13 protein-coding genes, 3 tRNA genes and 1 pseudogene are annotated in these 12,438 nt (G+C 34.2%); 8 read left to right on the forward strand and 9 right to left on the reverse strand.

Features of this window, described 5'->3' with window-relative positions; all coding sequences use genetic code 11:
* Positions 1-210 precede the first annotated feature (210 nt).
* From ACAM25_RS06690 to ACAM25_RS06705, 4 genes are read right to left on the reverse strand one after another with little or no spacing between them, the layout of a single operon-like run.
* The gene (locus ACAM25_RS06690) at positions 211-2,397 is read right to left on the reverse strand and encodes a hypothetical protein (RefSeq protein WP_369611526.1); all 2,187 of its coding nucleotides are present in this window, start codon (positions 2,395-2,397) and stop codon (positions 211-213) included.
* Positions 2,397-2,729 carry a hypothetical protein gene (locus ACAM25_RS06695; protein ID WP_369611527.1) on the reverse strand — a complete coding sequence of 111 codons (333 nt, stop codon included), beginning with the start codon at positions 2,727-2,729 and terminating at the stop codon, positions 2,397-2,399. Before ACAM25_RS06695 ends, ACAM25_RS06690 begins: the two co-directional genes overlap by 1 nt.
* Before the next feature lie 58 nt (positions 2,730-2,787).
* On the reverse strand, positions 2,788-3,069 hold the full coding sequence (locus tag ACAM25_RS06700; RefSeq protein WP_369611528.1) for a hypothetical protein: 282 nt from the start codon (positions 3,067-3,069) through the stop codon (positions 2,788-2,790).
* Positions 3,062-3,334: a CopG family ribbon-helix-helix protein gene (locus ACAM25_RS06705; RefSeq protein ID WP_369611529.1), complete on the reverse strand. Its 273-nt coding sequence runs from the start codon at positions 3,332-3,334 to the stop codon at positions 3,062-3,064. The genes ACAM25_RS06700 and ACAM25_RS06705 overlap by 8 nt, the downstream gene beginning before the upstream one ends.
* Between ACAM25_RS06705 and ACAM25_RS06710 the strand changes: the two genes are divergently transcribed.
* Positions 3,335-3,508, forward strand: a complete 174-nt coding sequence (locus ACAM25_RS06710; RefSeq protein WP_369611530.1) for an AbrB/MazE/SpoVT family DNA-binding domain-containing protein — start codon at positions 3,335-3,337, stop codon at positions 3,506-3,508.
* A gap of 82 nt (positions 3,509-3,590) precedes the next feature.
* Here the strand turns inward: ACAM25_RS06710 and ACAM25_RS06715 are convergent, their stop codons facing one another.
* Positions 3,591-3,734, reverse strand: a complete 144-nt coding sequence (locus ACAM25_RS06715) for a ribbon-helix-helix domain-containing protein (protein WP_369611531.1) — start codon at positions 3,732-3,734, stop codon at positions 3,591-3,593.
* Between the two features lie 306 nt (positions 3,735-4,040).
* On the opposite strand from ACAM25_RS06715, the pseudogene ACAM25_RS06720 reads away from it, so the two are divergent.
* Positions 4,041-4,172 (forward strand): annotated as a pseudogene (locus tag ACAM25_RS06720) (putative integrase); the annotation flags it as partial.
* Positions 4,173-4,193: 21 nt separating this feature from the next.
* Here the strand turns inward: ACAM25_RS06720 and ACAM25_RS06725 are convergent.
* Together ACAM25_RS06725 and ACAM25_RS06730 are read right to left on the reverse strand one after the other, a co-directional pair.
* Positions 4,194-4,268, reverse strand: a tRNA-Val gene (locus tag ACAM25_RS06725).
* A gap of 77 nt (positions 4,269-4,345) precedes the next feature.
* On the reverse strand, positions 4,346-6,259 hold the full coding sequence (locus ACAM25_RS06730) for a beta-CASP ribonuclease aCPSF1 (protein WP_369611532.1): 1,914 nt from the start codon (positions 6,257-6,259) through the stop codon (positions 4,346-4,348).
* A 79-nt stretch (positions 6,260-6,338) separates the two neighbouring features.
* Between ACAM25_RS06730 and ACAM25_RS06735 the strand changes: the two genes are divergently transcribed.
* Entirely contained in the window at positions 6,339-7,391 is a 1,053-nt protein-coding gene (locus ACAM25_RS06735) for an NAD(P)-dependent glycerol-1-phosphate dehydrogenase (RefSeq protein WP_369611533.1), read from the forward strand.
* On the opposite strand, the gene ACAM25_RS06740 is transcribed toward ACAM25_RS06735, so the two are convergent.
* Positions 7,381-8,082: an FKBP-type peptidyl-prolyl cis-trans isomerase gene (locus tag ACAM25_RS06740; protein ID WP_369611534.1), complete on the reverse strand. Its 702-nt coding sequence runs from the start codon at positions 8,080-8,082 to the stop codon at positions 7,381-7,383. The genes ACAM25_RS06735 and ACAM25_RS06740 overlap by 11 nt on opposite strands.
* A gap of 89 nt (positions 8,083-8,171) precedes the next feature.
* Here ACAM25_RS06740 and ACAM25_RS06745 point away from each other — a divergent pair, with 89 nt between their 5' ends.
* From ACAM25_RS06745 to ACAM25_RS06765, 5 genes are all read left to right on the forward strand, one after another.
* Positions 8,172-8,357: a 50S ribosomal protein L37e gene (locus tag ACAM25_RS06745; protein ID WP_369611535.1), complete on the forward strand. Its 186-nt coding sequence runs from the start codon at positions 8,172-8,174 to the stop codon at positions 8,355-8,357.
* A complete protein-coding gene (gene speE, locus ACAM25_RS06750) occupies positions 8,358-9,260 on the forward strand; it encodes a polyamine aminopropyltransferase (protein ID WP_369611536.1) in 903 nt (300 codons plus the stop codon).
* Positions 9,261-9,291: 31 nt separating this feature from the next.
* Positions 9,292-9,401: transfer RNA gene (locus ACAM25_RS06755), tRNA-Ser, on the forward strand.
* A gap of 35 nt (positions 9,402-9,436) precedes the next feature.
* Positions 9,437-9,537 (forward strand) — tRNA-Leu (locus ACAM25_RS06760).
* Between the two features lie 180 nt (positions 9,538-9,717).
* Entirely contained in the window at positions 9,718-11,370 is a 1,653-nt protein-coding gene (locus tag ACAM25_RS06765; protein WP_369611537.1) for a hypothetical protein, read from the forward strand.
* Positions 11,371-11,426: 56 nt separating this feature from the next.
* On the opposite strand, the gene ACAM25_RS06770 is transcribed toward ACAM25_RS06765, so the two are convergent.
* Positions 11,427-12,191 (reverse strand): hypothetical protein, encoded by a 765-nt coding sequence (locus ACAM25_RS06770; protein ID WP_369611627.1) that lies wholly within the window; start codon positions 12,189-12,191, stop codon positions 11,427-11,429.
* Positions 12,192-12,438: the final 247 nt, after the last annotated feature.

The raw sequence follows: 12,438 nt of genomic DNA on the forward strand, positions 1-12,438 counted from the left end.
TCAAACTTTATTATTGGAGTGACCTATACCCCGTTATCAGCCGTTATTTCTTGTTCTTTTTTCCTTCTGGCTGATAGTATTTTTTGCGTGATTTTCAAACTTTACCCCGTTAGCCACTGTCATTTAGGTCGTTATATTACATTTTGGTGGCTACAATTTTTTGCATTCACGCGTGATTATTTCCTCTCAATATATTATCGCATTATTTCATTATAAATATTTTATCACTCTGAAAATCCCGCGTTCGTCTGTAGTTCTATCGATATACGCTTTCGCTTTGTGTAAGCAATCCGCCATAATGTCGTTCCTATCGTCATATTCCATACCGTCAAACTTCTCACAGACGTTGTTAACGTCTCTCAGTCTGATGTATATCTCGTTATCTGCAGTGAACGTTTCTAATCTATCTTTCAGTTTTTCGAAAGCGTCAGTACCGAAAGCGTCAATGAAGTCGCGTAATGCGATAGTCCCGTGGCTCTTTAGATATTTGTAAGCGTCTAAAGTCATAATATCTTCCGTCCCTCCTTCCATAGTTTCAGCATCTTTTCCGTTGCTCTCTGACATTCCTCTGGCGTCATTGCTACGCATGGCATTTGACGAATCTCGTTTTCCGTCATCATGAAAAAAGTCGTTTTCCGCTATACCCGTATCAGTTTCGATAACGTCATCAGAATGTTCGAAATACGATAATAATCTCTTTCCTATCGTCGTAATTTTCCAATGGTACGCCGTACCAATTCTTTCCGATATTACTAAATGTTTTCCTCTTAACGACTCTAAAACGTCTCGTGTTATTGAGTCGTCGAAATTGGATTCCTCCGCTATAACTCTAGTCTTAGGATAATTAGCAATATCGTCATCTTCTCTTAACGACTTAGTTAATTCGTATAACGCCTCTAGAACCTTAAACTCTCTCTCACTAATACCGACAACATTATACATTATGTCGAAACGAAACTCTCCTTCAAGAACGTCCCTAAGATACTCTAATGTGATTAAATTACGTCCTTCGAAACTCGCCTTTGCTTTTAGAAACGCTAATAATATATCTAAACGTCTTTTTGCCACTCTATCGTCGTTAGTCAATTGCTTTAAGTCCATAAGGAAATCCTCTAATAATTTAACGGCTTTTTCGTCAAATTCCACGTTTCTAGGACGAGTTAAGATATAACCCGTGAATATTAAACGGTCTACGTCAGTAACCTTTTCGTACAACTTTAACGCTTTATTTCTTATTATCGCCCTTAATTTCTCGTCATCATCTGAGGGTAAATACGCTCTCCAAGTACGATTAAGTAATTGTTCTAACGTAATATCGTACTTATCCGTAACTATGGAGTAAATGAGCGCCGGTTTACCATATACTCTGAGCGTTCTAACTCGAAATCCATCCGTCGTTTGTTCAGTCACGAATTTGTTAATTCTTCCTTCGCTTAATATTGGTCTTAGACGCTCAAGATTTAACCCGTCAATTTGATTAACATACAAAATTCTCCCGTCCCAATTATAACCGTCTAACCATGTAATCGCCTCTTTCGTTATAACGTCGGCAATAATTACTATCTCGTCCTCTAACGACTCACCGCGAAGTAATAAGTCTAACACAGCCTCGATAGTCTTAGTCTTACCTTCGCCACTACTTCCTTCGATACCGATATTAAAACGCAAATCGTCATTATCTAATTCTATTTGAGATGAAGTTATTGCGTACGCAATATACTTTTTGAATTTCTCATTACCGACGATTTTGGACGTTTTCTTAAATAACCACTCGTATGGGTTCTTTTCGATATCCTTAAATTCGGGTAGTTGAGTAACGATATCTATTAATTTCACTTCTAACGTTTTCTTGCTAATTATGTTGTCTATGTTATCACGCAATTCCTTAATCGTTACGTTTCTTTTAGTCGCTTTAGATACTTCGCTTAATGTCTCGTCACAATTATTGCTTTCGCACTCGCCTACTTTTCTATCCTTATAATAAAATGTAATATGATAAATTGGTATTAGTACGATTTTCGCCTTATTCCTATCGTTTAATCCTTTCGCCCTTATTTCGAATCTAGAAAATTTTAACGATATGTTAACGACGCTTTTGTTTTTTGCACTAACTGAAATTTTTAACGTCTCTTTTCTATACGAATCTTCGAATTCTTTTATTTTAAAAAACCCCCCGGGATTAGTCGAATTAGTCGTTTTTTGCATAGAGTCTGAAATAAACGACGAATTCGAAGAATGGGTAGGGGTATTTGTTAACACATTGAAATTATTTCTTCTAGATTGTACATTTTGATCGTTGACAGTTTGAGAGTTTTTGATAGAAGTTTTTGCAAACGATTCAGATTTACCTTTATTCTGTTTTTTCGCGTTTAGAATTTCACTTAGTCTTTTCGCCATTACTCATCACCCAAAAGTATGAATCGTTCTACGTCAATTCCTTTAACGAGAATATCGCCCTTCCTAACGCCTTTTGCATCTTCGTCTTTTAGATTAAGAACGACACGATAATTCGCTAATTCTTTCGCTTTATACCATTTCTTATTTTTACTATCGTAATAATTACCGTCTAAGGGTTCTATCTCTACGCCATAGGAGTATCTCGATTTGAAGGGATTATTTAGAACTTTGGCGATAATACTTTTGCCAGGATATACGTAGATAGTTTTCTTATTAGCGGTAGGCTTTTTATTTTGATTTGCGTTATTAGATTTTGAACTGAACACCTTCATTCCGACCACCTTATTTTTTCTGAAAACCCATTAGAAGAGAGGATTTAAAAAGGGCCTTTTACGGTTTCATGTGTCGTTTTTCCGAAATTGCACGCCTTTCCTTAATCTTTAGTACTTTTTGAACTATTTCGTTAAATAATTTGTTATCATACGCTAAAATCCTAGCAACTTCGTCTACGTTATCTCTTACGATTCTTTCTATTTCGTCATCGCTAAACTCAATATCTTCTACGTCAACATCAAATTCAGTATTATAACAGACTGGATAATATTCGCCGTGGTCTTTATCGACTTCGCAACTTTCTACCATTTCGTCCCCTTCAATTTCGATTTTAGCCATTTTTATTAGCCCTCCTTTCGACGAATTCTCTTAACGCCATTCGTATCAATTCGCTCCTATTGTTTATCCCGTACTTTGCTCCGATTTTCTCGATTTCTTCCACGAACTCGGGAGTTGCATAAAAAACGAATCTTTTGACTTTAGGTTTCGATTTTTGTGACACATTTTGTGTCATATTTCGTCCCTTATACTTTATCTTTACGTACGTATATATAAACCTTTCTATCATAAAAAGTTTATAAATAGGCGAAGAATAAGGTACCATATGAGACCGTTTGTAAGAAAAAGTGGCGCGGGTAACGAAGTCTATTATCTTAATATTCCTAAAGATGTTGTTGAGGCTTATCAGATATCTAGAGATGATAACTTTATCCTTAGCGTAGAGAAAGACTCTGAAGGGAATCTTGTGTTGAAATACACTAGGGTTAATAAGGCATAGGTTTTTTTTACTCTCTCTATCTATATTCATTTTGAGCGTACCCCCCTACCGATTTTTGTGACGAACGCTTATGCGTCTGACTTTATGATGACGCCTCTTTTAGGTATCTATCTATTGCTAAGCGTATGATGTCATTCATACTTACTCCCGTCTGTTTGCTAATCCTCTTTAGGGTTTCGTACTTTTCTGGGGTCAAGTTTAGTTTAAATGATTTCGTGTTTACCATATTTTCACCTCTGATAGAGGTCTTTTTACATAATACTTGATAAAATATTGGGGGATAAATGAGGTAATACTTACCCTAAACGCTTAAATATGAATTACAAAGGATTGTCTCGCGATATCCGAGTATTATTTTTTCATTTTTTCTCGCCGATAAGGATTCTTTGCCGTCTTCTTTCAATTCACCGTAATATCACGGCAAAATTTACGGGTTGCCAAAGACTTATAAATCAAAATTGGCAATCGTAAAATTAGGAGTGGGGTTTTAGGGGTGTCCCCTAAAGAAAAAACGAGATATAAGTATGGTGATGTGATAATAAGGGAAAGAAAAGGTCGGTATTATGTTTACATTCTAGAGAACGTGAATGGTGAGATAAGGGAATCTTACGTTGGTCCTTTAGATAAGGTCGTAAAATCATATATTGAATTGAAAAGTGGGGGTGTGGGGGTTGTACCCCCACAATGGGCCCGCTGGGACTTGAACCCAGGACCTCCGCCGCGTCAGGGCGGCGTCCTAACCAGACTAGACGACGGGCCCATAAAACCAATAAGATTATTTTTAATTGGACTTTAAAAGATTATAGGTTTAATGTAACGGAGGATATACCTTAAAACTTATACTACTCTAAGGCTATCAAGTATCTGCGGTGCATAAACTCTTGTTCCATTTAATCCTATTTTAGTCTTCTCTCTCTCTACATATCTTCTAAAGGATTCAATTGATCCAGGCTCACCGTGGTTCAAAACTAAGTTCTTAGGCTTTGAATTGAGATTCCTTAAGAAATTCAATAATTGTCTTCTATCTGAGTGTCCAGAAAATCCTTCTACTCTTTGGACTTCCATCTTTATTTGTATATTCTCTACCCTTCCATCTCTATCAATTATTTGAATTTCAGTGGCTCCATCGCTTACTTTTCTTCCTAAAGTGCCTTCTGCTTGATAACTAACGAAAATTATCGCATTTCTACTGTCTGGAGCCATTGTCTTGAAAAATTCTACGGCTGGTCCTCCATTAAGCATTCCAGAGGTTGCTAATATTATTGAAGGTTCACCTTGTGCTATATCTTCTCTAAATCCTTCAATTCTGTGGAAGAATTCTGACATGAAAGGATTTTCATCTTTATAAAGTATTGCTTCTCTTACTTCTCTACTTAACATTTCTGGATAGGCATTATGTATTGCTGTTATTTCTTCAACTAAACCAGTAACGTATATTGGTACTTCTGGTATGAGTTTCTTCTTCATTGCATCATTAAGGACAAGCATTATTTCTTGTCCTCTTCCAACCGCAAGTACTGGAATTAATACTCTACCTCCTCTACTTACAGTTCTGTTGATTATCTCTATAAGTTTCGCTTCAGCCTCTTCTCTCCCTTCTTGCTCATGGTCACCGTATGTTGTTTCCATAATCATTGTATCTACTCTTGGGAACTCGTCATTAGCTTTGTCAAGTAATTTTGTTCTAGCATACTTAAAATCACCAGTATAGACTATATTATGTGTTCCATCACCTATATGTAGGTGTGCCATAGCTGAACCTAAAATATGTCCAGCGTTATAGAAAGTTAGTTTTATATCTGGTGCGATGTCGGTTACTTCTTCGTAATCTAGAGTTATTGTATGTAAAAGTTCTTTTCTAACTTCTTTTGCTGTATATGGGAGTGGTCTTCCTTCTTTTTCAGCTACATCTAAAGCATCTAATTGCATTAATGCCATAATGTCCCTTGTGGGAGAAGTTGTATATACTGGTCCATCATAACCATATTTAAATAGTAATGGTACCATACCGCAATGATCTAAATGAGCGTGAGTTATTACTACGGCATCAATGTCCTCAAGTCTTACTTGGTCTATATCAAGTTTAGGAAATAATCTTTCTCCATAACTAACGCTTGGATTCAATCCAACATCAAGTAGTACTTTACTTTCTGGAGTTTCAACTAATACGGCTGATCTCCCAACCTCTTGAAATCCACCTAATGCTGTTATTCTTACACTTCTATCTTTAAATAGAAGTTCTCTGTGTATTCTCTCTCCAAAGACCTTAAGCATTTTAGATCTATATTCAGTTTCATTGTAAATATGAGTTAGAATGCTGTCATAAGTTCTGGATTTAATTGGAGGCTCTCTAACTATTATTGGTCTCCAAAAAGTTTCAAAAAATATCTTGTTTTGTATCGTTCCTCCTTTTCCTATAACTAAACCAGGTTTCTTCGCTTTAATTAGAACTTCACCGAGTTCTTCATCAAATTTTATATCAGTTATTTCTGCTTCTTTAGGGACTATATTCTTTATAATTTCTATTGTTTCTTTCTTATCTCTTCTAGCTTTTTCATCAGCTTTTAGTACAATTCTTTTTCGTATATCTTTTGCTATTTTCTTAAATAATTCTGTCTTATCTGCTAGGACTGATGGGTTCTTTACATATATAGCTATCTCTGGTCCTTCAAACTCTATTTTTGTTATTCCAGCTTCTTTTGGTATATTATTATATATTGTTGCTATTATATTCAATCTAAGAGAGGACACACATTTCACCAACTATAAGAAGTAGATATACAAAGTACATATGCTAACTTTTAATATTTAAATTCTTGTTATATAAGTTGTGGAACTAAAGGAACACATTATTGATTTACCAAAGAAAGTTTATATTGGTTATGATATAATTGAAAATACTAAAGATTATATTACTTCACTCAATCTTTCTGGGCCATTTCTTATAGTTACTGGACCTCTAGTTAGGAAAATAATAACAAATAAAGTTCTAGAAACTTTAAGGGATGAAAAACTAGAAGTAATAGAGGTAAAAATTGCTTCAATGGACGAAGTAAGTAAAGTTGAAGAAGTAGCAAAAAAAATAAACGCTAACACCATAATAGGAGTTGGCGGAGGTAATATAATAGATGTTGCAAAATATGTAGCCTATAGAATTGGAAAGGAATTTATAAGTATTCCTACAGCTCCTTCTCATGATGGAATAACTTCTCCTTTTGCGTCAATTAAAGGATTAGGTAAACCGACTTCAGTAAAAGCTAAAGGCCCTATAGCAATAATAGCAGACATTAATGTATTATCTTCAGCACCTAGAAGGTTAATAAATGCTGGAATAGGAGATACAATAGGTAAAATAACTGCCGTTAGAGATTGGCAATTAGCAGCAAAACTGAGAGGAGAGTATTACGGAGATTATACTGCTTCCTTAGCTTTAATGTCAGCTAAACATGCTATATCTTGTGCAAAAATTCTTGATAAAGATCTGAAAGCTGGAGTCAGAATACTTACTGAAGCTTTAATAAGTAGTGGTGTTGCTATGGGAATGGCTGGAAGTACAAGGCCAGCAAGTGGTTCTGAACATTTATTTGCTCATGCAATTGAAATTTTATACCCAGATAAAGCCTTACATGGAGAGTTAGTAGCCTTAGGAACCATCCTTATGGCTTATATTCATGGGATTAATTGGGTTAAAATAAAGAATGCAATGAAAAAAGTTGGTTTATCTACTAAAGCGAAACAGTTAGGAATTCCAGATGAAATTGTAATAAAAGCATTAACCATTGCACATACAATAAGGCCAGAAAGATACACAATTTTAGGTGATAGAGGTATAACTTGGGAGGCTGCTGAAAAAATAGCTAAAGAAACTGGAGTTATCGACTAAAAACATCTTTATTATAATTTTCGATGAAAGTTATCGTAGAGTCTGGTAATACGTAGTTAATTATGTCTTTTGCTAGCATATATTTTCTTACTTGGATGTCCTCAACTAAGAATAATTCTTTAGGCAGAGTAAATTTTACATTCTTCTTCTCATCTAACTCCATGTTCAATTTATCAACGTAAGAGGAGCCTAACCATCTTTCAATTAACGCTTTTATCTTATCTGCCTCACTTTCCAATACTTTAACTATCTTTACTTTATATACAAGAGTTTTACCAGCTAATGGGTGATTTAAATCTAATATTACTCTACCTCCAGATACACTTTTAATTACAGCTAACGAACCATTAGATAATCTAACGACCATATTTGGATATGGGCTTATTCCTTGTCTCTTCAAATCCCCTAAAGGTATTGTTTTGACTTTTGTATTATCTCTTAGGCCATAAGCTTTTTCTGGAGGTATTTCGATCTCTTTTTCTTCTCCGGGGTTCATTTGATATAATGCTTCTTCAAGCCCTTGGATAACGTTATGCTCACCTAATATAACTAATTTTGGTCCGTATTTATTTTCTTTATTATAAATATTAGCTTTCTTTGCTTCTTCTTCAATAGTCGTATCGAAAACTTCCCCAGTATCTTTTACTTTTGCAATGTAATCTATATAGACAAAATCTTTATCTTTTAACATTTTTCAATCTAAAATCAGTAGGGCTTGTAGTTTATAAAGCTAAGTGGAAGGTTAAAGTTTTAATTTAGTGTCTTTATCTTTTTAATGAAATGAAAGGTACACCTTCATTCGGAAAAATGAACAAATCGCCGACTCACGTTAGATGCAGAAGATGTGGTAGAAATTCCTTTAACGTTAGAAAAGGTTATTGCGCTGCTTGTGGATTTGGTAGAACCAAAAAAATAAGAAGATATAGCTGGCAGAATAAGAAAGTAAATGGTCTGAGGCTTGTATAAATGTATGAATGGCATTGGCATATTGAATGGCAAACGCCATATGAATTTCATGGCCATGCAATAACCAAAGTAATAGCGGAAGAGAAAACACCTTATCAAAGAGCTCTTTTAGTTGAATTAGCTAGATTTGGTAAAGCATTAATATTAGATGGGAAAATTCAATCATCATTAGCAGATGAGTTCATCTATCATGAAGCATTAGTTCATCCATTACTTTTATCACTCAATAACCCAGAAAAAGTCCTAATTTTAGGAGGAGGTGAAGGAGCTACTCTAAGAGAGGTTTTAAAGCATAAAAGTGTTAAAAGTGCAACAATGGTTGATATAGATCCAGTTGTAATTGACTTTGCTAAGAAATATTTACCAGAATGGCATCAAGGATCATTCGATAATCCAAGAAGCAAATTAATAATAAAAGATGGTTACAAATTTATAAAAGAAACTAAGGAAGTTTATGATGCAATAGTAATAGATTTAACTGATCCAATAAAAGATTCTCCCTCTCAGTTATTATACACTAAAGAGTTTTATGAAGATCTAAAGAAAATAACTAAAGGCGGAATAGTAACTCAAGCAACTTCTCCTTCATTCAGTTTAGAAACTTTCTCCATCATCTATAATACTATAAGGCAAGTATTCAAGAAAGTAAGTGCTGGAATAGTCTATGTACCAGCATTCGACGGATTATGGGGATTTGTTTACGCATCAGATAATGTAGCGCCTACTGAATTAACAAAAGATGAAGTCAACAAAAGAATAAAAGAAAGAATTCAGGGAGAATTGAAATTTTATGATGGTGAAACACACTATACCATGTTCAGTATTCCTAAGCATATAAGAGAGGTAATAGAAAAAGAGAAAAGGATTTCGACAAAGGAAAATCCTGTAGCTGTTCCAGCATAGTTTTTATTTTTAAGAATCTAATTTTATATTTGCCGGGGTGCCCGAGCGGACCAAGGGGGTAGGCTCGAGACTTTTCCAGCGTTTAAGGCGGGCGACCTACTGCCTCTCTGAGGCACGCGGGTTCAAGTCCCGCCCCCGGCGTAAATTTAAAACTACAAAAGAGAAAAATAAAGTAAGCGGGGGTGCCCGAGCAAGGTCAAAGGGGACGGGCTCAGGACGTAAAAAGTGAGATCCCCGTTGGCGAAGGCCTGCGTGGGTTCAAGTCCCACCCCCCGCATTTTATTACAATATTGTTTATTTTTCAAAGAAGAACTAAATTGATATAAAACTTAATAGATCTAAAATTCTCACAATTTAAATTAATATGTTAAAGAAATTCTAATCAATTTTATAGAGAAATTTCATTTAAATTCTTCTTTTGAAAATTTTTATGAAAAGTTAAAGGATAGTATAATATATGTCTTCTCAAGAGCCTCAAGAGCAAGTGTTAAAGCAAATAGCAGATAATTCAGCTGGATATGAGTACGTGATACAATCGTATATTAGACAATACATTCAACTAGAAGAATTATACAAATATGCTTATTATACAAATTATTATTCATTATTAGTTGAGGCTATAGCATCAAAACAATTATCAGAACAATATGCTTTACGATTAGAGGAAGAAGCAAAATGCTTAGTAACAGGAAATTATGATACATACAATCAAAATAAGTTCTGGCTATACCCAGCAATAGCTATAGCTGAAAGCATAGCTTCAACAACAAACTCACTCATAGACATTATAAGACAAGGTATTATAGTACAAGAGAAAGATTCAGATATACTATATTATATTGGAGGATGCTCAAAATATTGGAGATCTGGTAATATAATAGTATTCCAAGGAGGAAAACAATTCGGAACAGCAGATAAACAAAGAGTAAAAGTTCACGGAGTAGGCAAACTCAAGGCTAACCAACTAGACATCTATTCCAATTCTATTACAGATGATTTAATGGAAATATGCATAATACCAATACTACCCCCTAAAGGTTTCAATTGGATAAACCCAACATACTACTCACTACCAAATGCAAACTATCAAGAATCAGTAAACGAAAACGTACTTAAAATAGCTATAGCACAATTATTAACATACCAACCAGATATAATCTACTTAACACTTACGTATTCCAAGAACTTTTATTATACTAGTAATGGACATTATTACATTAGTCTTGGAATAATTAATTTCTTATCTTCAGTGAGTGGTGTTTTTCCTTATCCTTATCCAGCATATTATACTTCTGGTGTTGAGTATGCTGGAAACTATGATCCATCAATATTTTTAGGCAAGGTATATGTCTTAGCAGATTCAACAAAATCTTCACCATTCTACTCTAAAAAGGGAATATTATATCCAGAAAAATATAATGGACTAACATCTTCCTTATTCACTATTAATAAGGCTTCTATTGGTAGTCCTGTTTTTACTAGTACTTGGGCTGGTGGTACTTCTTGTAGTAGTTATGGTGTTGTTGGTTTGGTTTCTGGTATTGTGAACTATTGGGTTAAGATTGGGAATAGTGTGGTTTCTAAGGCTCAAGATAGTAGTATATTGGAAAGTGTTCCGGATGATTTTGATATTGGTTTATATATTTTGCCAGTTATTAGGCTTCCTACTGATTTTACGCGTCAAGGTATGTTAAAATTTGCTGCTGGTTTAAAGCAAGAGAAGGCTGTTGAGATAGGATTGGAGGTTATAAGTAAGGCTAAGAGGGCAATGAGTGAGTTAATTTCTGCTGGTATCTTATCTAGTATTGCGTTTGCAGCAGTTGTAGCAGTGGATGAGTGGGATGAGGTTAATCAAATAGTTCAAGATGCTAAACCTTATGTTGAAAAATTAAATAAGGTTTATAATGAAGTACTTTCTCAAGTGAACTCTTGTATAGAAGCACAACCAAATTTACCAAGGAATGCGAAAATAATGTATGAACAGCAAGCACAACAGTATTTAAACGGATTAATGAATTATATGAATGCGAAAGCTGATGAAGATGAATTAATTGAACTATTAATATCTGAAATGGATAACTATCTTGAAAGTCAAGGAATAGAATGCTAATTTAAATAAGCAACATATTATCATTTTTCTTCTACATTTTGCTAGAGTTATTTAACTCAAGTCCCACCCCCCGCATTAGAATCTACCTTAAATTGACCAACTTCTTCTGGTTCTTCATACCATTTAACTTTTCTTCCAATCTTAGCTCTCATTTTCCACTTTAATGTTTTTGGTTCTTTTTCTATTCTTTCCTTTAATGCTTTCAATTTTTCAGCAACATTTTGTGGAGGATTAAACTCATTTAATAATCTATCAATATTATCAGTTACGGTTGTATAAAATCCCCAGTCATCAGAAAGCAATTTAGAGATATAATTCATATCTATAGTTTTTTCATCATCATGATCCCCTAAGCTTAGATCAGTAAGGAGAGCGAAAACATCTTTTATATCATTTTCAGTTAATTTTACAATTTGTAATTTAGTTAAGAGAAGATCGGAAGGGGGAATAGTATAAGGCATTATGGTTAGCCTGTCTTTTAGGTCTATCTTATGGCACATCTCAAAAATGTCTAAAAAAACGTCTATCGTAGAATCTATTTGTGGGTCGTAAAACATTAATCTTCTATCGCCATGCAAAGCGTTAAAACGCTTATTCCCAATCATTCCAACGCTCTCTAAAACTTCGCTTATTTTCTTACTTTGGCTAGAAAGTCCAAAGAAATCTATATCTTTATATTTTCTTGCAAACATCTCACTACCTTTTGGGGCGAGTATTGCTACTGCAGCACCCCCAATTAATCTCAGTATTATATTTTTATCTCTGGCTTTATCAATTATCTCTTTGCCTCTTTCCAATAGTTTTTCTTTAGTTATTGCTATTTCTTTTCACCACAAATAGGTTTATACATGAGGAGGATTTAAGTGTTATAGCAGAAATCTAAACAATTTTAAAGTATCAATTTATTATGCTGAAAAGAATTTTGACTTTATGAAAAGTTCAATTTTATGTTTGACAAAAATAATTGCTTAATAAATTTCGTTTTCAATATCTATAATGATGAAAGATTGTATATAAGTGTGGCGATATAATTATAGAGAAATAGAATGGAAGTAATACGTCTATAAA

This window comes from Sulfurisphaera javensis, from assembly GCF_041154675.1.
In the GTDB taxonomy this organism is placed as follows: domain Archaea; phylum Thermoproteota; class Thermoprotei_A; order Sulfolobales; family Sulfolobaceae; genus Sulfurisphaera; species Sulfurisphaera javensis.

Excerpts from the sequence above, each read along its gene's own strand:
- ACAM25_RS06690 (WP_369611526.1), bottom strand. The coding sequence starts at position 2,397 with ATGGCGAAAAGACTAAGTGAAATTCTAAACGCGAAAAAACAGAATAAA.
- ACAM25_RS06695 (WP_369611527.1), bottom strand. The coding sequence starts at position 2,729 with ATGAAGGTGTTCAGTTCAAAATCTAATAACGCAAATCAAAATAAAAAG.
- ACAM25_RS06700 (WP_369611528.1), bottom strand. The coding sequence starts at position 3,069 with ATGGCTAAAATCGAAATTGAAGGGGACGAAATGGTAGAAAGTTGCGAA.
- ACAM25_RS06705 (WP_369611529.1), bottom strand. The coding sequence starts at position 3,334 with ATGGTACCTTATTCTTCGCCTATTTATAAACTTTTTATGATAGAAAGG.
- ACAM25_RS06710 (WP_369611530.1), top strand. The coding sequence starts at position 3,335 with ATGAGACCGTTTGTAAGAAAAAGTGGCGCGGGTAACGAAGTCTATTAT.
- ACAM25_RS06715 (WP_369611531.1), bottom strand. The coding sequence starts at position 3,734 with ATGGTAAACACGAAATCATTTAAACTAAACTTGACCCCAGAAAAGTAC.
- ACAM25_RS06740 (WP_369611534.1), bottom strand. The coding sequence starts at position 8,082 with ATGTTAAAAGATAAAGATTTTGTCTATATAGATTACATTGCAAAAGTA.
- ACAM25_RS06745 (WP_369611535.1), top strand. The coding sequence starts at position 8,172 with ATGAAAGGTACACCTTCATTCGGAAAAATGAACAAATCGCCGACTCAC.
- speE (WP_369611536.1), top strand. The coding sequence starts at position 8,358 with ATGTATGAATGGCATTGGCATATTGAATGGCAAACGCCATATGAATTT.
- ACAM25_RS06765 (WP_369611537.1), top strand. The coding sequence starts at position 9,718 with ATGTCTTCTCAAGAGCCTCAAGAGCAAGTGTTAAAGCAAATAGCAGAT.